We start from the raw sequence: 20,721 nt of genomic DNA on the forward strand, positions 1-20,721 counted from the left end.
TCGGTCCGCCGCAGTTGTAAGCTTTCGGGGCACTTCCCGAAGGGCGCGATCATGCGTCCACACTGCGCACGGGGGAACCGGAAGGCGGACAGAGGCGGAAACGCCCGCCGCGCCAAGGGCCGCGCGCCCAATGCATTAGGTATGGAAACGCCAATGACGAACTATCTGTGGCTAGTGATAGCCGCCGGCGCGCTGGGGGTCCTTTACGGGCTCGTCCAGACCGCCAGTCTGATGAAGGCCGAAACCGGCAACGACAAGATGCGAGAGATCGCGGCCGCCATTCAGGAAGGCGCCTCCGCCTATCTGAACCGGCAATACACGACCATCGCCATGGTCGGGGTGGTCATCCTGATCGCCGCCTGGCTGCTGATTGGTCAATATGCTGCCATCGGCTTCGTGATCGGGGCCGTTCTGTCCGGCCTGGCCGGGTTCGCCGGAATGTTGATCTCGGTACGGGCCAATGTGAGGACGGCGCATGCCGCGTCACAGAGCCTGTCCAAGGGTCTGGACCTGGCGTTCCGGTCCGGAGCGATCACCGGCATGTTCGTCGCCGGAGGGGCGCTGCTGGGCGTCGCAGGCTATTACGCCGTGCTGACCCAGGTTCTGGGTCTCGAGGCGACGGGGCGCGAGGTCATCGACGGTCTGGTGGCACTCGGCTTCGGTGCGTCGCTGATCTCCATCTTCGCGCGTCTGGGCGGCGGCATCTTCACCAAGGGCGCCGACGTGGGCGGCGACATGGTGGGCAAGGTCGAGGCCGGCATCCCGGAGGATGATCCCCGCAATGCCGCAACCATCGCCGACAATGTGGGCGACAACGTCGGCGACTGCGCCGGCATGGCCGCCGACCTGTTCGAAACCTATGCGGTGACGACGGTCGCCACCATGGTGCTGGCGGCCATCTTCTTCCGCGGCCAGCCCTATGTGGACGTGATGATGCTGCTGCCGCTCGCCATCTGCGGCATCTGTATCGTGACCTCGATCATCGGGTCGTTCTTCGTGCGTCTGGGCAAGAGCCAGAACATCATGGGGGCCCTGTATCAGGGCCTGATCGTGACCGGGGTGCTGTCCATCGGCGCCGTCTACTGGGTCATCAACACCCTGGTGACCGGGCCGGTCGTGACCACGGGCGGTCTGCAGATCGAGCCGATGAACCTGTTCCTGTCGGGGCTGGTCGGTCTGGCCGTGACCGCCGCGATCGTGGTGGTGACGGAGTACTACACGGGCTCGAACTTCCGGCCGGTTCGGTCGGTGGCCAATGCTTCGGTGTCGGGCCACGGCACCAATGTGATCCAGGGTCTGGCCGTCTCCCTGGAGGCGACCGCACTGCCGGCGCTGACGATCATCGTCGGCATCATCGTCAGCTTCCAGCTGGCGGGCCTGTTCGGCATCGCCATCGCCACCACGACCATGCTGGGCGTGGCGGGCATGATCGTGGCGCTGGACGCCTTCGGTCCCGTGACCGACAACGCTGGCGGCATTGCTGAAATGGCGGGTCTGCCGGCCGATGTGCGGCACGTCACCGATGCCCTGGATGCGGTGGGCAATACCACCAAGGCCGTGACCAAGGGCTATGCGATCGGATCGGCGGGCCTCGGCGCGCTGGTGCTGTTCGCGGCCTATACGTCGGACCTGCAGTATTTCGCAGCCAATCCGGCGGACTATCCGTTCTTCGCCAATATGGGTGCGGTCACCTTCGACCTGACCAACCCCTATGTCGTCGTCGGCCTGTTGTTCGGGGGGCTTCTGCCCTTCCTGTTCGGCGGGATGTCGATGATGGCGGTGGGCCGCGCGGCCGAATCGGTCGTCGAGGAGGTGCGTCGCCAGTTCCGCGAGAACCCCGGGATCATGACCTATCAGGTCAAGCCGGAGTACGGCCGGGCCGTCGACATCCTGACCAAGGCGGCGATCCGCGAGATGATCGTTCCCTCACTGCTTCCGGTGCTGTCGCCGATCGTGCTGTTCGTGGCGATCCTGTTCATATCAGACAAGGCCAATGCGTTCGCCTCTCTGGGGGCCATGCTGATGGGCGTGATCGTGACCGGCCTGTTCGTGGCCATCTCGATGACCTCGGGCGGCGGGGCCTGGGACAATGCCAAGAAGGTGATCGAGGAAGGCTTCACCGACAAGAACGGCGTCGTCCACGGCAAGGGTTCCGAGGCGCACAAGGCCGCGGTGACCGGCGACACGGTCGGCGATCCCTACAAGGACACGTCCGGCCCGGCGGTGAACCCGATGATCAAGATCACCAACATCGTGGCCCTGCTGCTGCTGGCGGTGCTGGCGAGCGGAAGCATCGGCTGATCATCGCTTCTCCTCCCCACGCCTCTGGCGCGGGGAGGAGACAAAAGGAAAAGGCCCCGGAGATCGCTCTCCGGGGCCTTTTTCCGTTTGCAGGTGAAGCGGTCAGTCCGGGCGGCGCTGGCCGGGGACGTTTTCCTCGGTGCGCGGCAGCTGGCCGCGGCCGACGTTGCCCAGAAGCTGTTCCAGAACCGTCAGCTGACGGCCGCGGGTCGGGGTCTCGCGGCGGGCCATGGCGATCTGCTGGCCGTCCTCCAGACCGAGGCTGCGAACCTCGGCGACCTTGTCGTCCGTCTCGTTGAAGGTGATGGCCGTCACCGTGCGCTGCGAGATCTGCGGGATGTTGTAGGTGTAACGCTCGGTCGTCTGGGAGATATAGTACCAGATGTTGTCTTCGAAGGTGGACACGGCCGAGGGCGAACCGAGCTGGGCGACGACGGTTTCCTTGGTGTCCTCGCCGACCTTTATGTCCGCAGGCTTGACGTCCACGACCTGAAACCCCTGCAGGCCGACGACGGGCGCACAGGCCCCGGCGAGGGCGGCGAGGGCCGAAACGACAGCCAGACGAGCGACGATTTTATGCATGGAGCGGGCGCCTGCGACGAAACAAGGTCTTTGACCTAACCGGACCCGCGTCCTAGTTCAACGGCGCGGCAGAAAAGGGGCCGCTGACCATGCTGAAGAACCTGTTCCGATCGCGCGAGCGCACCCGTCCCGGTCTGGCCCTGTATGAGGCCGCGGTCGCCCAGGCACGGCAATCCGAATTCTATCGCGACCTCGGCGTCACCGATCAGATCGATGCGCGATTCGAGCTCTATACGCTGCATGTCCTTCTGCTGGTCATGCGGCTGCGCGAGGAGCCCGCGCCGAACACCCAGACCGGGGCCGAGGCCGGTCAGGACCTGTTCGACGTCTATGTGTCGGCGCTCGACAACTCCCTGCGCGAGCTGGGCGTTCACGACGTCACCATGGCCAAGAAGATGCGCAAGCTGGGTGAGGCCCTGTACGGCCGCATGACCGCCTATGAACCGGCGATCCGCGCCGAGGACGCCGACACCCTGGCCACCGGCCTGGCCCGCAATGTCTATGAGAGCCCCGAGGCCGGGATCGCCCGGGGGCTGGCCGCCTATGCGCTGGCCGCCCGTGCGCGTCTTGCCGCGCAGCCTATGGAGACCGTGCTGACGGCTCCGCAGTGGCCGGAGATCGCAGCATGAACCCCGGGCGCATCCTGCCCTTCAGCGAGGTCGTGCGACTCAACGAGATCGGCACGGGGCTGACGCGGCACCTGGTGCCGGACGAGGCGGCACGGGCGCGGATCGTGAAGGCGCTGGACCTGGCGACGCTCTCCAGCTTTGACGCAGAGCTGAGTGTCGCGCCTTCCAGAGGCGGATGGACCCTGTCGGGGCGCGTGACGGCGGTTGCCGAGCAGGTGTGCGGCATCACGCTGGAGCCCCTGCCGGTCCGGATCGACGAACGATTCTCCATCGACCTGGTCGAAGCGCACGCTCAAGAGCCGGACGAGGTGGAGGTGGAGGTCTCGCTGGACGACGATGCGCCCGATGTCATCGAGGATGAGCGAATCGATCTGGGCCAATATGCGGTGGAACAGTTTGCCCTGGCGCTCGACCCCTTTCCCAGAAAGCCGGGCGCAGAGTTCGTGCAGCCCGAGGAACCGGCCGAAATCTCGCCTTTCGCAGTGCTGAAGGCCTTCAAGCTGCCGGACGATCCGGGAAAAAGCTGACCCTGCGTCGTCCCCGTTGCATCCCGGCGGCGTGACGGTATCCTGAACGCCACAAGATGAGCGCCGCCCTGACGCGCGCCCGGAGCGAACGAGCCCTTGCCAGCCCCCACGCTGATCTCTCTGGACGCCATGGGTGGCGACCATGGCCCACCCGTCGTCGTCGGCGGAATCCGGGATTACATCCGTCGTCACGGTGGCGAGGGTGTGCGTTTCCTGTTGCACGGTGACGAGGCCGCGATCCGGGCCGAGATGACCCGCCTCAACGTCTCGGCAGATGTTTGCGACGTGCGGCACACCGACAAGAAGGTCGCCTCGGACGAAAAGCCGGCCCAGGCCATGCGACGCGGCAAGGGCTCCAGCCTGTGGAACGCCATCGAGGCGGTGAAGACCGGTGAGGCCGGGGCCATTGTCTCTGCGGGCAATACGGGGGCGCTGATGGCGATCTCCAAGCTGATCCTGCGCATGGCGGCGGCGGGTCTGGAACGTCCCGCCATCGTCGCCAGCTGGCCGACGCTGCGCGGCGTCACGGCCGTGTTGGACGTGGGGGCCAATATCGAGAGCGATGCCGAGCAGCTGATCGAGTTCGCCATCATGGGCGAGGCCTTCCATCGCGCGGTTCATGGGGTGGACCGCCCGACGGTCGGGCTACTCAATGTCGGATCGGAAGACATCAAGGGCCATGAGGAGGTCCGCGAGGCGTCGCGTATCCTGCGCCAGGGCGGTCTGGGTCTGAACTATCACGGCTTCGTGGAGGGCGACGATATCGCCAGGGGCACGGTGGACGTGGTCGTGACCGACGGCTTCACCGGCAACATCGCCCTGAAGACCGCCGAGGGCGTGGCGCGGTTCATCTCGGCCCTGCTGAAGGAAGCGCTGACGTCCAGCCTGCAGGCCAGGGCAGGGGCCCTGATCGCCATGCCGGCGCTCAAGGCCATGGGTCGCAAGATCGACCCAAGTGCGATCAATGGCGGCCCCCTGCTGGGTTTGAACGGCATTGTGGTGAAGAGTCACGGCGGGGCCGATGCCAAGGGGTTCGGCAACGCCATCCGTATCGCGGTCGATCTGGCCCGGAGCGACTATATGACGACCGTGGGGGCCAATCTCGGTCGCCTCGGCAGCGTGCTGGACAATCTTCCCCCCGTTTCCGCCTCCCCGCGAGAAGAGACTGTATCGTGAGCGTCATCCGCAGCGCCGTGACCGGCGTCGGTTCCTATCTGCCCGACCAGATCGTCACCAATGACGAACTGTCGAAGACGGTCGACACCTCTGATGAATGGATCATCGAGCGCACCGGTATCCGCCAGCGGCACAAGGCGCGGGACGACGAGCCGACCAGCGACCTGGCGACCGAGGCCGCGCGACGCGCCCTGGCCGACGCCGGGCGGACGCCGGCCGATGTCGACATGATCATCGTGGCGACGACGACGCCCGACATGACCTTTCCCGCCACCGCGGCGATCGTGCAGCGCAAGCTGGGCGCGCCGGTCTGTATCGCGTTCGACGTCCAGGCCGTCTGTTCGGGCTTCGTCTATGCGCTGAGTGTCGCCGACGGATTCGTCGCGCGCGGCCTGTCGAAATGCGCCCTGGTCATCGGGGCGGAAGAGATGACGCGCCTGATGGACTGGACCGACCGGACGACCTGCGTCCTGTTCGGCGACGGGGCGGGAGCTATCGTGGTCGAGCCGAGGGAGGGGCAGGGGACGTCCGCCGATCAGGGGCTGCTGGGGTTCGCCCTGCGCGCCGACGGGACCAAGACCGACCTTCTGTATGTCGACGGCGGACCGTCCAGCACCGGCACGGTCGGGCATCTGCGGATGGCGGGCAATCAGGTCTTCCGTCACGCGGTCGTCAATATCGCCGAGGCCATCACGGCGGCCTGTGAAGCCTCCGGCATCACCGTGCCCGAGGTCGACTGGTTCGTGCCGCACCAGGCCAATCAGCGCATCATCAAGGGCGTCGGCGACCGGCTGGGTCTGGACGAGAACAAGGTGATCTCGACCGTGGCCCTGCATGCCAACACATCGGCCGCCTCCATCCCGTTGGCCCTGGACACGGCGATCCGGGACGGACGCATCAGGCGCGGCGATCTGGTCCTGCTGGAAGCCATGGGCGGCGGTCTGACCTGGGGGGCCTGCGCCTTTCGATTGTAGCGATCCCTGCGTGCTTTGACTTCGCGGCGTTTTCCCCCTTTATGATGCATGGGAACGATGCCGGGCTGGGCGTCGGAGTAAGGGGATCAGGCCTTGGGTGAACAGCAGACCTTGACCCGCGCGGACCTGTGTGAGGCCGTGGTCGATGAAGTCGGCCTGTCGCGGCAGGAGTGCTCGACCCTGGTCGAGCGCACGCTGGAGCTGATCGTCGAGAGCCTGGAGCAGGGCCAGACCGTCAAGCTGTCCGGATTCGGCGTGTTCCAGGTCCGCGAAAAGCGCGCCCGCATGGGTCGCAATCCGAAAACCGGCGAACCGGCCGCGATCAATCCGCGCCGCGTGATCAGCTTCCGGGCGAGCCAGATCATGAAGTCACGCGTGCACGGCGCGGTGAACGGCGGCTGATGGCCAAGAGCCCCAACGCCTTTCGATCGATCTCCGAGGCCGCCGAGGAAGTCGGCGCGCCGCAGCACGTCTTGCGGTTCTGGGAAACGAAGTTCGCCTTCGTGACGCCGGTCAAGCGGGCCGGTGGCCGGCGCTTCTATCGGCCCCAGGATGTCGTGGTGCTGAAGGCGATCCGCCGACTGCTTCACGACGAGGGCCTGACCATCAGGGGCGTGCAGCGGCTGCACAAGGACCAGGGGCTCGCCCGCCTGGCCGCCTATGGCGATCCCGATGCCGCCTTCATCATGGACGTCGAAGCCACCGCCGGCGTCGAAAGAACCGACAGCGAACCGTCCGCGATTTCGACCGATCGGAGCGATCGGCTGCGCGCTGTCCTGGCCGACCTGGAACGGGCCAGAGCCCGGCTCGACGCCGTTCTGGCGGCCTGAACACGATTGCGACTTTTAGGGTTTGCGGGGAGGCGAACCCCCCGCTATAGGACCGGCCTCTCGGAGCGTGGCGCAGCCTGGTAGCGCACTTGACTGGGGGTCAAGGGGTCGCAGGTTCGAATCCTGTCGCTCCGACCATCTTCCCTTGACCCGGTTTTCATAAGCCTGCCGCGCGCGGCATGATGGCTCACCCTCGGGCCAGCTCAGTTCAGTCCGGTTTCGACCGGCCACTCCCGAACGGGCGACCTTCCGCCCAGCTCAGCAGGGGCAGCAGGGGAATGCCCCAGGCCGTGCCGGCGATCCCGTAGAACAGCAGATGCACCAGTGGATGCTCGGGCAGGCGTGCGCCAAGGCTGACGACGGCCCAGACGTAGAAGGTCAGGAAGGCGACGATGCCGAGCGAGGCCACGGCCCTGCGGGTGCGAAGGCCCATCAGCGTGTGTTCCGGAACAGATAAAAGGCGATCAGGGCCAGAACCGACCCGCCGACCGCCCAGGCCGTCCAGACAAAATCATCCATCGTCGCCGCGTCGAAGACGCGCACGGCCAGGAACCAGCCGCAGGCCGCCCCGGTGCCGGCGACGAGCGACGCCGCGAACAGGCCACGCCGACCGGTCAGCAAGTCGGCGATCCAGGCCACGGCGAACACGCCCACCACGGCCACGACGATATCGGCATATTCCAAGGCCATCTCCTGAAGCGCACTCACCGGTCACGCCTGCGTCATCAAACCCGACTCGATCTTGCCACCGGGCGGGAGCATACCGCGCCGGTCGCCCGATGAGGCGTCACTGTATCCGTCCAATCAACAGGCGTCGAATGAAGCGTTTCGCAAGTTCCAGCCAATCCCGTCCGGTGGCCCTGTGGCTTTTTGTCTGCGCGGCCATGGTCTTCTGCATGGTGGTGATCGGGGGCATCACGCGGCTGACGGGGTCGGGCCTGTCGATCACCGAATGGAAGCCGATCATGGGAGCCCTGCCGCCCATGACCGCAGCCGACTGGTCCGAGGCGTTCGAGAAATACAAGGCCATCCCCCAGTACGCCCAGGTCAATGCGGGGATGAGCATGGCCGACTTCCAGTCCATCTTCTGGTGGGAGTGGGCACACCGGCTGTTCGGGCGGTTGATCGGGGCCGTGTTCGCCCTGCCGTTTTTCTTTTTTCTGATCTGCCGTCTGTTTCCGGAACGGTCTCTGCCCGGGCGGCTGGCCATGCCGACGCGGCTGATCTGGCGCTGTGCCCTGCTGCTGGTCATGGGCGGGATGCAGGGCGTCATCGGCTGGTGGATGGTGTCGTCCGGACTGTCGGAGCGGGTCGATGTCGCGCCGGAGCGGCTGACCACCCACCTGGGCCTGGCCCTGCTGATCTTCGTCGGACTGATCTGGACCGGACTGGAGTCCTGGAACGGAGAGGCGCACAACCGCGCGCCCAGGGGCTGGAGCCGCGGTGCGGCGATCCTGCTGGCGGCCGTCTTCATCCAGTGCCTGCTGGGTGGGCTGGTCGCGGGGGCCAAGGCGGGCTTCATCTATAACGACTGGCCGATGATGAACGGGGCGCTGCTGGCCCCGGTCGACTGGGGCAACGGGGGCTGGGCCTTCCTGCACGACCAGGCGCTGGTGCAGTTCAACCACCGGATCTGGGCCTATGGCCTGCTGATCGGCGGGACCCTCTATGCGGTCCAGGCCTGGCGCTGGAAGCTGGCCGAGGGGCTGGGCGCGTCGGCCTTCCTCGTCGGCGGCGCGCTGTGGATGCAGGCGCTGCTCGGCATCGTGACCCTGGTCAGCGTCGTGCCGCTTTGGCTGGGTGGTCTTCACCAGGCGGGGGCGGCGGTCGTGCTGGCCCTTGCCACGGCCAATCTGTGGATGGTCCGGCGGTCCCAACCGCGACTTTTCATGTCGGGACCCCGCCGATAGCTTCCCAAATGATACGGTATTTTAATACCGTTATCCGAAAGCAGCGTAAAAACAGACTGTTACGGCTTCCCGGTGCACATGGGTGCCATTGACGGCCGGCGACCCTTCCTCTACTAGCGCGCCTTCGCTCGCTTCGGCCTGTCCGTGGCGACCCCGTTTCGCCCCTGTTTCAGGAAACACCTCATGCTGAAGAGCACCACGGCTGCGTTGAAGCCGTCCGAGGTCGAGAAGAAGTGGATCCATATCGATGCCGAAGGCGTCGTGGTGGGCCGTCTCGCGACCTTCATCGCCATGCGCCTGCGTGGCAAGCACCTGCCGACCTACACCCCGCACGTGGACTCGGGTGACTATGTCGTCGTGACCAACGTCGACAAGGTGGTGTTCACCGGCAAGAAGAATACCGACAAGGTCTACTATCGCCACACCGGTCACCCGGGCGGCGTCAAGTCGACGACCCCGCAGAAGGTGCTGGGCGGCCGCTTCCCCGAGCGCGTGCTCGAAAAGGCCGTCGAGCGCATGCTGCCCAAGGAAAGCCCGCTGGCCCGCAAGCAGATGACGCACCTGCGCCTGTTCGCCGGTGCCACGCACAGCCACGAAGCGCAGCAGCCCGAGACCATCGATTTCGCCGGCCGTTCGGCCAAGAACACCCGGAGCCTCTAAGCCATGACCGACGTCACGCAAGAAGCGGCCACCGGCTTCGACGCCCTGAAGGGCCTCGCGACCACCTCTGACAACGGCTACGACAACTCGGCGCCCGTCTATGAGAAGAAGGTCGACGCCCAGGGTCGCGCCTATTCGACCGGCAAGCGCAAGAACGCCATCGCCCGCGTCTGGGTCATGCCCGGCACCGGCAAGTTCACGATCAACGGCAAGGATCAGATGCAGTATTTCGCCCGCGAAATCCTGCGCATGATGATCGCCCAGCCTCTGGTCGTCTGCGGTCGCGAGACCGAGTTCGACGTGGTCTGCACGGTCGAGGGCTCGGGCCTGTCGGGCCAGGCCGGCGCCATCCGCCACGGCCTGTCGCACGCCCTGACGCATTATGAGCCGGCGCTGCGCCCGGTCCTGAAGCCGCACGGCTTCCTGACCCGCGACAGCCGCGTCGTCGAGCGCAAGAAGTACGGCCGCGCCAAGGCCCGCAAGTCCTTCCAGTTCTCGAAGCGCTAAGTCGCGACCCGCGACTGGGATTACAAAGGCGCTTCGGGGAAACCTGGAGCGCCTTTTTCTTTTTCCCTTCCCCTCTCCCGGCGGGAGAGGGCTTGAGCCTCCAGGAGCGAAGCGATTGGTCAGGCGAAAGGGTGAGGGGTTAATGTGCCAACCGGTGAGGGCGAAACCCCTCACCCTTTCGCGCGAGAACGACGGGCGTTCGCCCGCCGTGCGCTCAAGCCCTCTCCCTCCGGGAGAGGGATCGGGGAACGACGATGGCGACCATCTTCATCGACGGCGAGGCCGGGACCACGGGGCTTGAGATCCGGCAGCGGCTGGAGGGGCGCGCCGATCTGTCGTTCATCTCCCTGACCGGCGAACGCCGCAAGGATCCCTCTGCACGGGCCGAAGCGCTGAATGCGGCGGATGCGGTGATCCTGTGCCTGCCCGACGAGGCGGCGAGGGAAGCCGTCGCCATGATCGAGAACCCGGACGTGCGGGTCATCGACGCCTCTACCGCCTTCCGCGTCGCGACGGGCTGGACCTATGGCTTTCCCGAGATGGACGCGGTCCAGAGGGGCGAGATCATCGGCTCGCGGCGGGTGTCGAACCCCGGCTGCTATCCGACCGGCTTCATCGGCCTGATGCGGCCGCTGGTGAAGGCCGGGCTGGTGCCCGTCGATTGGCGGGTCACGGTCAATGCGGTGTCGGGGTATTCCGGTGGCGGAAAATCGATGATTGCCGACTATGAACAGCGCGGGTCCGGACCGGCGTTCCGGGCCTATGGCCTGTCGCTGCACCACAAGCATGTGCCCGAGATGACCCGGCACAGCGGCCTGCAGCACGACGTGCTGTTCGCCCCGGCCGTGGGAGCCTGGCGTCAGGGCATGCTGGTCGAGGTGCCGCTGCAGCTGGCAGCCCTGCCGGAGACGCCCTCGATCGACCGGCTGCATGGGGCCCTGGTCGAGGCCTATGACGCGGCGCGCTTCGTCGAGGTGGCCGGGCTGGACGAAACGGACGCTATGACCGGCCTGGATCCCGAGGGCCTGAACGGCACCAACAGGATGCGCCTGCACGTGTTCGGCGACCGCGACGGCTCGCAGGCGCGGCTGGTGGCCCTGCTGGACAACCTGGGCAAGGGCGCGTCCGGGGCGGCGGTGCAGAACCTCAATCTGATGCTGGGACTGGACGAGGCGACGGGGCTGGTCTGATCTGTGAGGAAGGTATTGATGGAAGGTCACCTTGAAACCTCGCGCGTCTTCCCGACGTATGTGAGATCATGACCCAGACTTTCACGACCTCGCGCCGCACCCTGTTGCTCGGTGCCGCCGCCACCGGGCTTGCGGCCTGTTCCTCACCCGGAGAGGCGGATGCGTCGGAGGCGCAGTATGCGAACTCGCCGTTCCGCCGGATCACCGATGCCCAGTGGCGCGCGCGGCTGCCGGCCGCCAGCTACAATGTGCTGCGTCATGAGGCGACCGAACGGCCGGGCACCAGCCCGCTGAACGACGAGCACCGGGCTGGAACCTTCGTCTGCAGGGGCTGCGAACTGCCGCTGTTCCGGTCGCAGACCAAGTTCGATTCCGGCACCGGCTGGCCCAGCTTCTATGACTTCATTCCGGGGTCGCTGGGGTTCAAGACCGACCTGGCGATCGGCATTCCACGGACCGAATACCATTGCGCCCGCTGCCTGGGGCATCAGGGCCATGTCTTCGACGACGGCCCGCGCCCGACGGGCCAGCGCTATTGCAACAACGGCGTGGCGCTTATCTTCCAGCCGGCCTGACGCGCATGGCAGAGCGCACCGTCAGCCCGAACAGGACGGTGCAGACGATGACCAGCAGGGCGAAGTCGCGGCCCGTCAGGATCACGGGCACCGCAGCCGACAGCAGCACGAAGGCCGGGATGAAGGCCGCCCAGGGCAGGGCGCGGACCTCGCGCGACACCATGGGCTGGGGCGGGGCGACCGCGCGGCTTTCGATCAGGGTGTTGAGCACGACGTAGCAGGCCGAAAAACCGATCGCGATGACCGAATAGCGGAACAGATAGTCGGGGCGGCCGAAGGTCCCGGCGGTGAGGACGAGAAGGACCAGGGCGGTGCCGGTGGCGATGGCCAGCAGCAGATTGGGCTCGATCTTCAAGACTTGACCTTCACATAGCTGCCGGGAGCCGGCTCGATGGGCTTCAGCGGCCCCGCCTTCGGATCGCGGGCGCTGATCCACTCACCGGACCTGTCATGCAGCCAGGTGGCCCAGTGGTTCCACCAGCTGCCTGGATGCTCGACTGCGCCTGCCTGCCATTCCGCCAGAGACGGGGGCAGGGCGGCGTTGGTCCAGTGCTGGTATTTCTTCGCCGACGGCGGATTGATGACCCCGGCGATATGCCCCGACCCCGCCAGGGTCAGGGTCACCTCGGCGTTCGAGAAGGCCCGGGCCGAGCGGTAGACCGAGTTCATCGGCGCGATGTGGTCCTCGCGACTGGCCTGGAAATACAGCGGGATCTTCACCTTCGACAGGTCGACCGTGATGCCGCCGATGCGGAACTCGCCCTTCGACAGAAGGTTCTGGCCGTACATCGAGCGCAGATAGTCCATGTGCAGCTTTTTGGGCATCCGCGTCTGATCCGCGTTCCAGAACAGCAGGTCGAACGCCGCCGGCGACTTGCCCATCAGATAGTTGGATACGAAGAACGACCAGATCAGGTCGTTGGCGCGCAGGGCGTTGAAGGTCTCGGCCATGGCCGCCCCGGGCAGGACGCCGCCGGCCGCGTCCATCTGTTCCTCGACCTGGGTCAGCCAGTGTTCGTCGGTGAACAGCAGCAGATCGCCGGCCTCGGCGAAGTCGTGCTGGGCGGCAAAGAAGGTGGTCGAGCCGACTCGGGTGTCCTTCCGGGCTGCCATATGGGCCAGGGCCGCGCCCATCAGCGTGCCGCCGATGCAGTAGCCGACGGTGTTCAGCGTCCCGGACCCGGACTGCTCCAGCGCCTTTTCGACCGCGCGATAGATCCCCTTTTCCAGATAGTCGTCAAAGCCGAAGTCGGCCTTGTCGACGTCGGGATTCACCCACGAACAGACGAAGACCGTGAACCCCTGGGCCGACAGCCAGCGGATCATGGAGTTCTCCGGCTGCAGGTCCATGATGTAGAATTTGTTGATCCAGGGCGGGAAGATCAGCAGTGGGACGGCGCGCTGCTTGTCCGTGGCCGCATCGAACTGGATCAGCTCGAACAGTTCGTCGCACCAGACCACCTGGCCGGGCGCGGTGGCGACGTTCTCGCCGACCACGAACTTGCCGTAATCCGCCTGGCTGATCTTGAGCTTGCCCATGCCGCGTTCCAGATCGGCAGCGAAATTCTGCATCCCTTTGACCAGCGACTCGCCGTTTGTCTCCGCCATGGCCTTCAGCGCGGCGGGGTTGGAGGCCAGGAAGTTCGACGGGGAGAAGGCGTCGGTCAGCAGCTTTGTGAAGAACTCGGCGCGGCGTTTGGTGATCGGATCGACGTCCTCCACCGACGAGACCAGCCCGTTCATCCAGTCCGACGTGACCAGATAGGACTGGCGCATCATGTCGAACATGGGGTTCTCGGACCATGCCGGATCCTTGAATCGTTTGTCCTTCGATGGCTGGGGCGGCGCCTCGCCCGCCGCGCGCCGGGTGGTTGAGGCCCACAGGTCCATATAGCGATTGAACAGGTCGGCCTGGGCGGCGAACAGCTTGTCCGGGCGGGCGGCCAGGCTGGTCATCACCGAGTTCATCGCCGGGCCGACGTTGAACGGGTCGGGCGACAGGGCGGCCGGCCGGTCGGCCTGGCTCAGGGCAGCCTCGGCGATGGCGGACTGGGCCGTCATGGCCGCGCGGGCCAGATTCAGCGACAGGGTCTCGATCATCTGGCGCTGATCGGCGGCCATATCAGGCAGGGCGAAGGGCGATGCCGTTTGCGGGCCTGGGCCGGGAACAGGTTCCGGGATGGCTTCCAGCTCAGGCCTGGCGGTGGGTTTGGGTTTGGAGGGGCGCGGTTTGGCGGATGTCGGACGACCCGCCTTGCGTGGAGCCTTGGCGGCGGCAAGCGTCGGAGGCGGTGGGGTCGGGGTGCGGGCCATGGGGTCCTCTGTGCGCTTCCTGATCGGTCCGGGCGTGCTCCGCCCTTCCGCCTGTAATCATCATGGCATATGACCAGCCCCGACATGAACGCGCATCAGGCGAAAAAGATAGCGGGTCTGCTGCTGGCCCTGGCCGGGACGTCCGGATGCGCTGCGGCGTTCGACCCGACGACCGATGCCTCCTCGCCGGTCGCGCCGCGCGTGCAGGCGCTCGTCGATGCCAATCGCCAGTATCCGCGCTGGGCGGACTTTCCGGCAACCACGACCGATACGCCACAGCCGCTGGAGGTGGCCGCGCGCGTCAATACCTTGAAGGCCTCCGCAGGCGCGCTGGCCGGCGAGGCCTCTCGAATCGAATGGACCCTGGGCGATCCCCTGGTGTTTGCTGCCGAGACCCGGGCGCGCATCGACGACCGGCAGATCGCGCCGGCCACCGCGCAGACACAGGCCGATGTTGAGGCTTTTGCCGCCGAGCAGCGCCGCCGCGGCACCGCCCCGCCGCCGATCGATCGGGCACCCGCGCCGCGCTGATCCGCGAAATCTATCGCCCGGCCGAGAGAATCCGGGGATCATCCCTCTCAGGAGTATTTGACATGGCTGACACGGCCCCCTTCGCCTCGACCCTCGCGGCTGACGCCGCCATGGTCACCGAACTGGCGGCCATCGCCTCTTGGGCCCAGATCGGGCGCGGGGATGAAAAGCACGCCGATCAGCTGGCGGTCGACGCCATGCGCACCGCGCTCAACAGCCTGGACATCGACGGCAAGATCGTGATCGGCGAGGGCGAGCGCGACGAGGCGCCGATGCTCTATATCGGCGAGAAGGTCGGCACCGGCAAAGGTCCGGCCATCGACATCGCCCTCGATCCGCTGGAAGGCACCACCCTGACGGCCAAGGCCATGGCCAATGCCCTGACGGTCCTGTCGATGTCGGCGGGCGGTGGCATGCTGCACGCGCCCGACACCTATATGGACAAGATCGCGATCGGGCCGGGCTATGCGCCGGGCACCGTCGATCTTGACATGACGCCGGGCGACAATGTCCGCTCCCTGGCCGCGGCCAAGGGCGTGAGACCCGACCAGATCACGGTCTGCGTCATGGACCGCCCGCGCCACGACGTCCTGATCGCCGCCCTGCGCGAGGTCGGTGCCAAGGTCATGCTGATCACCGACGGCGACGTCGCGGGGGTGATCCACACGGCTGAGCCAGAGACCGGCATCGACCTGTACCTGGGATCGGGCGGCGCGCCCGAGGGCGTTCTGGCGGCCTCTGCGCTGAAGTGCGTCGGCGGGCATTTCCAGGGACGGCTGCTGTTCCGCAACGACGATGAGCGCGCGCGGGCCCAGCGCACGGGCGTCACGGATTTCGATCGCAAGTACGACCTGCATGAACTGGTCTCGAAAGACGCCGTCTTCGCTGCCACCGGCGTGACCAAGGGGGCCATGCTGGATGGGGTTCAGATGGGTGCCCACTTCGTCACGACCCACACGCTGGTGATGGATTCCTCGACCCGGACCGTGCGCCGCATCCGCACGACCCGTCCCCTCTGATGGCCGATGGACCGCCGGCCGCGTCGCTGACGCCGGGGTTCCTCGATGTCGCGCGCTCCTTGTCCGGGCGGGCCTGGAGACAGCGGCCTGCGGAGGCATCCGTCATCCGCGCCCACATGCAGGGGCTGGGTCTGGAGGAACCGCTGGCGCGCGCCCTGGCGGCTCGCGGCGTGAAGGCGGAGGAGGGGGCCGACTTTCTGGAGCCGACGCTGAAGGCCCTGTTTCCCAACCCGTCCAGCTTCATGGACATGGATATCGCGGCAGAGGCCATCGTGTCCGCGATCCAGACCGGCGAGCGCATCCATGTCTTCGCCGACTACGACGTCGACGGTGCCTCCAGCGCGGCCCTGCTGGTCCGCTGGTTCCGGGCGCTGGGCCACGATCTGCCCCTCTATGTCCCCGATCGCCTGACCGAGGGCTATGGCCCCAGTCCGATGGCGTTCGACCGGTTGAAGGCTTCCGGGGCCGATCTGGTCATCACGGTCGACTGCGGGGCCGCGGCGAACGAGGCCATCGCCCATGCCTGCGCGATCGGTCTGCGCGTGGTGGTGATCGACCACCACATGATGCGCGAGGAACCGCCGGCCTGCGTCGCCGTGGTCAATCCGAACCGTCCGGGAGACACCTCGGGACAGGGCAATCTGGCGGCGGCGGGTGTCGTCTTCGTCCTGCTGGCGGCACTGAACCGCGAGGCCCGCAAGCGGGGCCTCTTTGCGGATACGCCGGAGCCCGACATTCGCCAGTGGCTGGACCTCGCGGCGCTGGGGGCCATCTGTGACGTCACCGGCCTGACCGGGTTCAACCGCGCGCTGACGGGGCTTGGCCTGAAGGTCATGTCGAACTGGGGCAATCCCGGGCTGAGGGCCTTGCTGGTCGTTGCGGGTAGCGAGCCCGGACCGGCCAAGTCGAATCATGCCGGCTTCATCCTGGGCCCCCGGATCAACGCGGGCGGCCGGATTGGTCGGGCGGATCTGGGCGCGCGTCTGTTGTCCACCGACGATCCGGACGAGGCCCGGGCCCTGGCCGAGGAACTGGACGCCCTGAACATCGCCCGTCGCGAGGTCGAGCGCGAGGTCACCGAGACGGCGACACGCCGGGTCGAAGCCGCCGGTCATCACGCGGACGGATCGGCCGTGGTCGTCGTCTCTGGCGAAGACTGGCATCCGGGGGTGGTCGGGATCGTGGCCGGGCGGCTGCGCGAGCGGTGGCGCAAGCCCGTCGTGGTGATCGGCGTGGACGCCGTCGCAGGCGTCGGAAAGGGCTCGGGGCGATCGCAGCCGGGCATGAATCTGGGCCGCGCGATCCAGGCGGCCTGGCGCGAGGGCCTTCTGATGGCCGGCGGCGGCCATGCCATGGCGGCCGGCCTGACCGTCCGTCCCGACGGTATCGACGCCCTGCGGGGTTTTCTGAACACGGTGCTCGCCGGAGAACAGGCCGACGCCGACGCGCTGGACTGGGTCGAGGTGGATGCCTTGATCGATCCGGGTGCCGCGACGCGCGCGCTGTTCGAGGGATTCGAACGTCTGGCCCCCTTCGGCCCTGCCAACCCCGAGCCGCTGTTCGCCCTCAGCGGCGTTCAGGCCCGCGAGCCGGTACAGATGAACGGCGGCCATGTGCGATGCCGCCTCGTCGGAGCGGACGGATCGGCGGTCAAGGCGATCGCCTGGCGGTGTGCGGACCTGCCGACGGGCAAGGCCCTGCTGGCCGGGCAGGGCGGTCTGAGCGTCGTCGGTCGTCTGAAGGCGGACGACTGGAACGGGCGCAGGGGCGTTCAGCTGGAGATCGAGGACATCGCCGATCCCCGTATGGCGGTTTAGGTCGAAACGCCGCTTGCGCCCCCCGGAATCGCCCGCTATATCGCCCGCTCTCGCGCAGCGGTCCCTTCGTCTATCGGTTAGGACGTCAGGTTTTCAACCTGAAAAGAGGGGTTCGACTCCCCTAGGGACTGCCACGCGGGATTTCCCCAATAAAATCAGATAAATAACCCCCGGTTCGGGCGAGGTTTTCTACGGTTTTTTCTACGTTCTTTATGCGCTTTCGGCGCTTCTCATCTGGCGTCATGATCGGGCGCTTGCGGAAGGGCTAGAATGACCAAGCGCGACCCTAAACCTATGACTGCGGAAGAGCTTCGGATCATCGATTTGGATGACGACGTGCTTCGAGAAGAGCACTCCCATCTGTCTTTTGATGCGATGCGATTGAAGGATCGGGTATCTGGGCTGATGCTAAGACAGGTTGGGCTTTCCTGCCTTATCAGTACCGCCTTGATGGCGTGTTCGCCACCTAATCGGCTATATGAAAAGGTGCCGTTTCCGGTGTTGACCTCAATGGCTTGCACACTGGAGCCCGTCCACAATGGCGTGCTGAATCCCACATACCTTCGAGAGAGTTCGCGCGACGCACTTACCTTTGCCATCACCAACCTAAATGCCGAGGCAAAGACAGCGTCGCTTGGTGGAAACAACGGGGCAGAGACGGTCGAGTATCGTTTTGATGGCGATCAGATGCAGTTCATCGAAACAACGATGACCGGCAACTTCACATTGACGACCGTTTTTGCGCCCCCTGAAGTTGGAAAGCCGATGCCAGCGGTGCACTCACGCCACATCGAACTCTCCCCGGCAAACGTCTCAATCTCGCAATACGCGGGGGAGTGCGTGGCAGGATGAAATCCGCTCGCCTTTACCTATTTAGTCGGCGGGCAGCATGTCGCTCATTGCTTGCTGGAGCGGACCGGCCACCTGGTTAATCCGATCCTGAATGGTCTTGCGGTAAGCGAGCTGTGCATCCCAGCTATCGATTAGCGTCGCAACGCGAACGCCAACGATAGGATCAAGCCGACCGCCGAACATGGGTATCTCGCACCCCAGAGGGTCTAAATCCTCTGCAATTTGCGTCACCTGTTTAGTAACCGTGTTGATCGTCAGACGGACACGGCGACAATCCGTCATTGATTCGGCATCGAGGATGCCGTCCTGCCAGCTCTTAATCTCGTAAATGTCCTCCGACGCACTAAGAGTGTATGAGTCAGTAGATGTGGACGATGGAGCGAGGGACGGACCACTCGCATTTAGAATTTTGTCCGAACAGAAGCCTTCGGATATCTGGCAGACTATTTCTGATCTATTCAAAGGGAATGCCATGTCTGGCATAGACCATGAACCGGAAGCGTAGATGGACCCGCTGCCGCTATCATATACCGCGACGCTGAAACCCATTCCGGGCGACAAGGTGGTCAAGCGGGAGAGGAACGCCAAACGGGTCAGCTGTTCATACTCTGCGAACGTCAGCGACCCATCGGCTACAAGTCCGCTTTTTGTTTCAAACTGAACTATCGCAGCTACCGTGTCGGCATCGGTCAGCGGTTCGAACGGTGTCCGAAGATCAACTGGGTAGAACAAGTCTGCCAGGCTCCGTCGCACCATGAACCTGAACGGCTCGATGGGCAGTGTAGTGTTTTCGGCTTCCGCCAGCTGCGCAAAAGCCGCTTCCATCGGAAGCGACCTTACAGCCTCATAGTCATCTGTCTGCGCCAATGCGGGAGATGACAGAGCAAAGGTCGCCACGAAGGCCAAAACACGCATTTCTGTACTCCGAGCACGCGCCTTGCGTCGTGAAAATGGGCGCTTTTGCACATCGTTCGACCGGTCGCTGACGTCCGCAAGGCAAGAAACGTGCGTTTTTCGCTTTTCCAGCGTTCATGGAACCGTGTTAAATGGTAAACGTCCTGCATGGCCTGCAGGCGGGGGGCTGGACGTGTCTGAATTTGAGAGCCTGGAGGCGACCGATGTGGTCCGGGTCGCCGGGCGCGTAAAGTGGTTCGATCCGGGAAAGGGCTACGGTTTCATCGTGCCCGACGACCCGACGCAGACCGATCACAAGGACGTTCTCCTGCATATCTCCAGCCTGCGGGATGCCGGTATGGATCTGGCGGGTGAGGGCGCTGTGATCCATTGCGACTGCGCCCGGCGCGCCAAGGGCTGGCAGGTCGTTCAGGTTCACGAACTCGGAGCCGGCGCGCCGGAGATGGTCGCGCCCCGGCGGACGGGATACGACGGACTGAAGTCCGATTCCCGCAGCCTGTCGGCGTTTCCAACCGCAACGGGCAATCTGGAACCGGCCGTCGTAAAATGGTTCAACCGCACCAAGGGATACGGTTTCGTGGTGCGCGAAACCGATCCGGGCGATATCTTCGTTCATATCGAGACCTTGCGTCGTTGCGGGCTGGACGATCTGGTCCCCGGCGAAACGGTCGCGGTGCGCTTCGCGTCAGGGCCCAAGGGCCTGGTGGTGGCCGAAATCAAGCCGGGCGGCTGATCCCGCCCTGAAAGGGCGAATATGCTATCGAGACGTTTGCTGATCGCCGCAGGGCTGGGACTGGCGCTCCTGACGGGGGCTTGCGCCAGGGAGGCGGGGCCGGTCGACGCCGCGGGTCGCCCTCTTGAACCGTTGACCATCGTCACCGCGAGCGGCGAGCACCCGTTCCTGGTCGAGATCGCCGACGATGAGGCCGAGCGGCAGCGCGGGCTGATGTTCCGCCCGCCGCTGGAGGAGGATCGCGGCATGTTGTTCCAGTTCCCCGTCGCCGAAGAACAGGGCTTCTGGATGAAGAACACGCCCAGCTCGCTGGACATCATCTACATCGATCCGACCGGCCGCATCATCTCGATCGCGAGCCACGCCACGCCGTACTCGGAAGTGACATTGCCGTCGAACGGGGCCGCCAATGGCGTGCTGGAGTTGCGGGCGGGCCGCGCCGAGGAAATCGGGGCCGTGCCGGGTTCGACCGTCAGACATCCCTTTTTCAAGCCCTGAGGCCATCTTCCCGTTGCGGCGCAGGCCGGATGCTGGCAGACCGCTCCGCCGGAGTGTAGCGCAGCCTGGTAGCGCATCTGGTTTGGGACCAGAGGGTCGGAGGTTCGAATCCTCTCACTCCGACCACGCCCTCTTGATGGGGGCTACCGCTCGCGACGCGGTCGCTCGCTGCTTGAGCCCAT

At 65.7% G+C, this 20,721-nt stretch carries 24 protein-coding genes and 3 tRNA genes; 21 read left to right on the forward strand and 6 right to left on the reverse strand.

What is annotated here, in order from left to right; all coding sequences use genetic code 11:
- Window positions 1-153: 153 nt before the first annotated feature.
- On the forward strand, window positions 154-2,301 hold the full coding sequence (locus O3139_RS08330; protein ID WP_269513476.1) for a sodium-translocating pyrophosphatase: 2,148 nt from the start codon (window positions 154-156) through the stop codon (window positions 2,299-2,301).
- A gap of 102 nt (window positions 2,302-2,403) precedes the next feature.
- Here O3139_RS08330 and O3139_RS08335 read toward each other — a convergent pair whose 3' ends face one another.
- Window positions 2,404-2,883, reverse strand: coding sequence for an outer membrane protein assembly factor BamE (locus O3139_RS08335; RefSeq protein ID WP_269513477.1), 480 nt, complete (start codon window positions 2,881-2,883; stop codon window positions 2,404-2,406).
- Between the two features lie 89 nt (window positions 2,884-2,972).
- On the opposite strand from O3139_RS08335, the gene O3139_RS08340 reads away from it, so the two are divergent.
- The 7 genes from O3139_RS08340 (at window position 2,973) to O3139_RS08370 (ending at window position 7,157) form a co-directional block, all read left to right on the forward strand.
- Window positions 2,973-3,512 carry a ubiquinol-cytochrome C chaperone family protein gene (locus O3139_RS08340; protein ID WP_269513478.1) on the forward strand — a complete coding sequence of 180 codons (540 nt, stop codon included), beginning with the start codon at window positions 2,973-2,975 and terminating at the stop codon, window positions 3,510-3,512.
- Window positions 3,509-4,039: a YceD family protein gene (locus tag O3139_RS08345; RefSeq protein ID WP_269513479.1), complete on the forward strand. Its 531-nt coding sequence runs from the start codon at window positions 3,509-3,511 to the stop codon at window positions 4,037-4,039. Before O3139_RS08340 ends, O3139_RS08345 begins: the two co-directional genes overlap by 4 nt.
- Before the next feature lie 129 nt (window positions 4,040-4,168).
- The gene (gene plsX, locus O3139_RS08350) at window positions 4,169-5,215 is read left to right on the forward strand and encodes a phosphate acyltransferase PlsX (RefSeq protein WP_269516443.1); all 1,047 of its coding nucleotides are present in this window, start codon (window positions 4,169-4,171) and stop codon (window positions 5,213-5,215) included.
- Complete coding sequence (locus tag O3139_RS08355) at window positions 5,212-6,189, forward strand: beta-ketoacyl-ACP synthase III (protein ID WP_269513480.1); 978 nt, start codon at window positions 5,212-5,214, stop codon at window positions 6,187-6,189. The genes plsX and O3139_RS08355 overlap by 4 nt, the downstream gene beginning before the upstream one ends.
- Before the next feature lie 93 nt (window positions 6,190-6,282).
- Window positions 6,283-6,591, forward strand: coding sequence for an integration host factor subunit alpha (locus tag O3139_RS08360; protein WP_269513481.1), 309 nt, complete (start codon window positions 6,283-6,285; stop codon window positions 6,589-6,591).
- The gene (locus O3139_RS08365) at window positions 6,591-7,019 is read left to right on the forward strand and encodes a MerR family transcriptional regulator (protein WP_269513482.1); all 429 of its coding nucleotides are present in this window, start codon (window positions 6,591-6,593) and stop codon (window positions 7,017-7,019) included. Before O3139_RS08360 ends, O3139_RS08365 begins: the two co-directional genes overlap by 1 nt.
- A gap of 61 nt (window positions 7,020-7,080) precedes the next feature.
- Window positions 7,081-7,157, forward strand: a tRNA-Pro gene (locus O3139_RS08370).
- Window positions 7,158-7,227: 70 nt separating this feature from the next.
- Here the strand turns inward: O3139_RS08370 and O3139_RS08375 are convergent.
- Window positions 7,228-7,452 (reverse strand): DUF2842 domain-containing protein, encoded by a 225-nt coding sequence (locus O3139_RS08375; protein WP_269513483.1) that lies wholly within the window; start codon window positions 7,450-7,452, stop codon window positions 7,228-7,230.
- Entirely contained in the window at window positions 7,452-7,703 is a 252-nt protein-coding gene (locus O3139_RS08380) for a transglycosylase (RefSeq protein ID WP_269513484.1), read from the reverse strand. Before O3139_RS08380 ends, O3139_RS08375 begins: the two co-directional genes overlap by 1 nt.
- A 134-nt stretch (window positions 7,704-7,837) precedes the next feature.
- On the opposite strand from O3139_RS08380, the gene O3139_RS08385 reads away from it, so the two are divergent.
- From O3139_RS08385 to msrB, 5 genes are all read left to right on the forward strand, one after another.
- Window positions 7,838-8,929 carry a COX15/CtaA family protein gene (locus tag O3139_RS08385; RefSeq protein WP_269513485.1) on the forward strand — a complete coding sequence of 364 codons (1,092 nt, stop codon included), beginning with the start codon at window positions 7,838-7,840 and terminating at the stop codon, window positions 8,927-8,929.
- Between the two features lie 183 nt (window positions 8,930-9,112).
- On the forward strand, window positions 9,113-9,589 hold the full coding sequence (gene rplM / locus O3139_RS08390) for a 50S ribosomal protein L13 (RefSeq protein ID WP_371812895.1): 477 nt from the start codon (window positions 9,113-9,115) through the stop codon (window positions 9,587-9,589).
- Window positions 9,590-9,592: 3 nt separating this feature from the next.
- Entirely contained in the window at window positions 9,593-10,096 is a 504-nt protein-coding gene (gene rpsI, locus O3139_RS08395; protein ID WP_269513486.1) for a 30S ribosomal protein S9, read from the forward strand.
- Window positions 10,097-10,350: 254 nt separating this feature from the next.
- Window positions 10,351-11,286, forward strand: coding sequence for an N-acetyl-gamma-glutamyl-phosphate reductase (gene argC / locus O3139_RS08400; protein WP_269513487.1), 936 nt, complete (start codon window positions 10,351-10,353; stop codon window positions 11,284-11,286).
- A gap of 68 nt (window positions 11,287-11,354) precedes the next feature.
- A complete protein-coding gene (gene msrB, locus O3139_RS08405; RefSeq protein ID WP_269513488.1) occupies window positions 11,355-11,861 on the forward strand; it encodes a peptide-methionine (R)-S-oxide reductase MsrB in 507 nt (168 codons plus the stop codon).
- Here the strand turns inward: msrB and O3139_RS08410 are convergent.
- Window positions 11,842-12,216, reverse strand: a complete 375-nt coding sequence (locus O3139_RS08410) for a hypothetical protein (RefSeq protein WP_269513489.1) — start codon at window positions 12,214-12,216, stop codon at window positions 11,842-11,844. The genes msrB and O3139_RS08410 overlap by 20 nt on opposite strands.
- Entirely contained in the window at window positions 12,213-14,174 is a 1,962-nt protein-coding gene (gene phaC / locus O3139_RS08415) for a class I poly(R)-hydroxyalkanoic acid synthase (protein ID WP_269513490.1), read from the reverse strand. The genes O3139_RS08410 and phaC overlap by 4 nt, the downstream gene beginning before the upstream one ends.
- A 69-nt stretch (window positions 14,175-14,243) precedes the next feature.
- On the opposite strand from phaC, the gene O3139_RS08420 reads away from it, so the two are divergent.
- From O3139_RS08420 to O3139_RS08440, 5 genes are all read left to right on the forward strand, one after another.
- Window positions 14,244-14,705, forward strand: coding sequence for a hypothetical protein (locus tag O3139_RS08420; RefSeq protein ID WP_269513491.1), 462 nt, complete (start codon window positions 14,244-14,246; stop codon window positions 14,703-14,705).
- Between the two features lie 62 nt (window positions 14,706-14,767).
- Entirely contained in the window at window positions 14,768-15,724 is a 957-nt protein-coding gene (gene glpX, locus O3139_RS08425; RefSeq protein ID WP_269513492.1) for a class II fructose-bisphosphatase, read from the forward strand.
- A complete protein-coding gene (gene recJ, locus O3139_RS08430) occupies window positions 15,724-17,541 on the forward strand; it encodes a single-stranded-DNA-specific exonuclease RecJ (protein ID WP_269513493.1) in 1,818 nt (605 codons plus the stop codon). Before glpX ends, recJ begins: the two co-directional genes overlap by 1 nt.
- Before the next feature lie 59 nt (window positions 17,542-17,600).
- A tRNA-Glu gene (locus O3139_RS08435) sits at window positions 17,601-17,675 on the forward strand.
- Window positions 17,676-17,811: 136 nt separating this feature from the next.
- Window positions 17,812-18,393 carry a hypothetical protein gene (locus tag O3139_RS08440; RefSeq protein ID WP_269513494.1) on the forward strand — a complete coding sequence of 194 codons (582 nt, stop codon included), beginning with the start codon at window positions 17,812-17,814 and terminating at the stop codon, window positions 18,391-18,393.
- Between the two features lie 21 nt (window positions 18,394-18,414).
- Here O3139_RS08440 and O3139_RS08445 read toward each other — a convergent pair whose 3' ends face one another.
- Entirely contained in the window at window positions 18,415-19,308 is an 894-nt protein-coding gene (locus tag O3139_RS08445) for a hypothetical protein (protein ID WP_269513495.1), read from the reverse strand.
- A 172-nt stretch (window positions 19,309-19,480) separates the two neighbouring features.
- On the opposite strand from O3139_RS08445, the gene O3139_RS08450 reads away from it, so the two are divergent.
- From O3139_RS08450 to O3139_RS08460, 3 genes are all read left to right on the forward strand, one after another.
- Entirely contained in the window at window positions 19,481-20,041 is a 561-nt protein-coding gene (locus tag O3139_RS08450; protein WP_269513496.1) for a cold-shock protein, read from the forward strand.
- 21 nt (window positions 20,042-20,062) lie between these two features.
- Window positions 20,063-20,539: a DUF192 domain-containing protein gene (locus tag O3139_RS08455; RefSeq protein ID WP_269513497.1), complete on the forward strand. Its 477-nt coding sequence runs from the start codon at window positions 20,063-20,065 to the stop codon at window positions 20,537-20,539.
- A 49-nt stretch (window positions 20,540-20,588) separates the two neighbouring features.
- Window positions 20,589-20,665 (forward strand) — tRNA-Pro (locus O3139_RS08460).
- Window positions 20,666-20,721 lie beyond the last annotated feature (56 nt).

This window comes from Brevundimonas subvibrioides (genome assembly GCF_027271155.1).
GTDB classification, from domain to species: Bacteria; Pseudomonadota; Alphaproteobacteria; order Caulobacterales; family Caulobacteraceae; genus Brevundimonas; species Brevundimonas subvibrioides_D.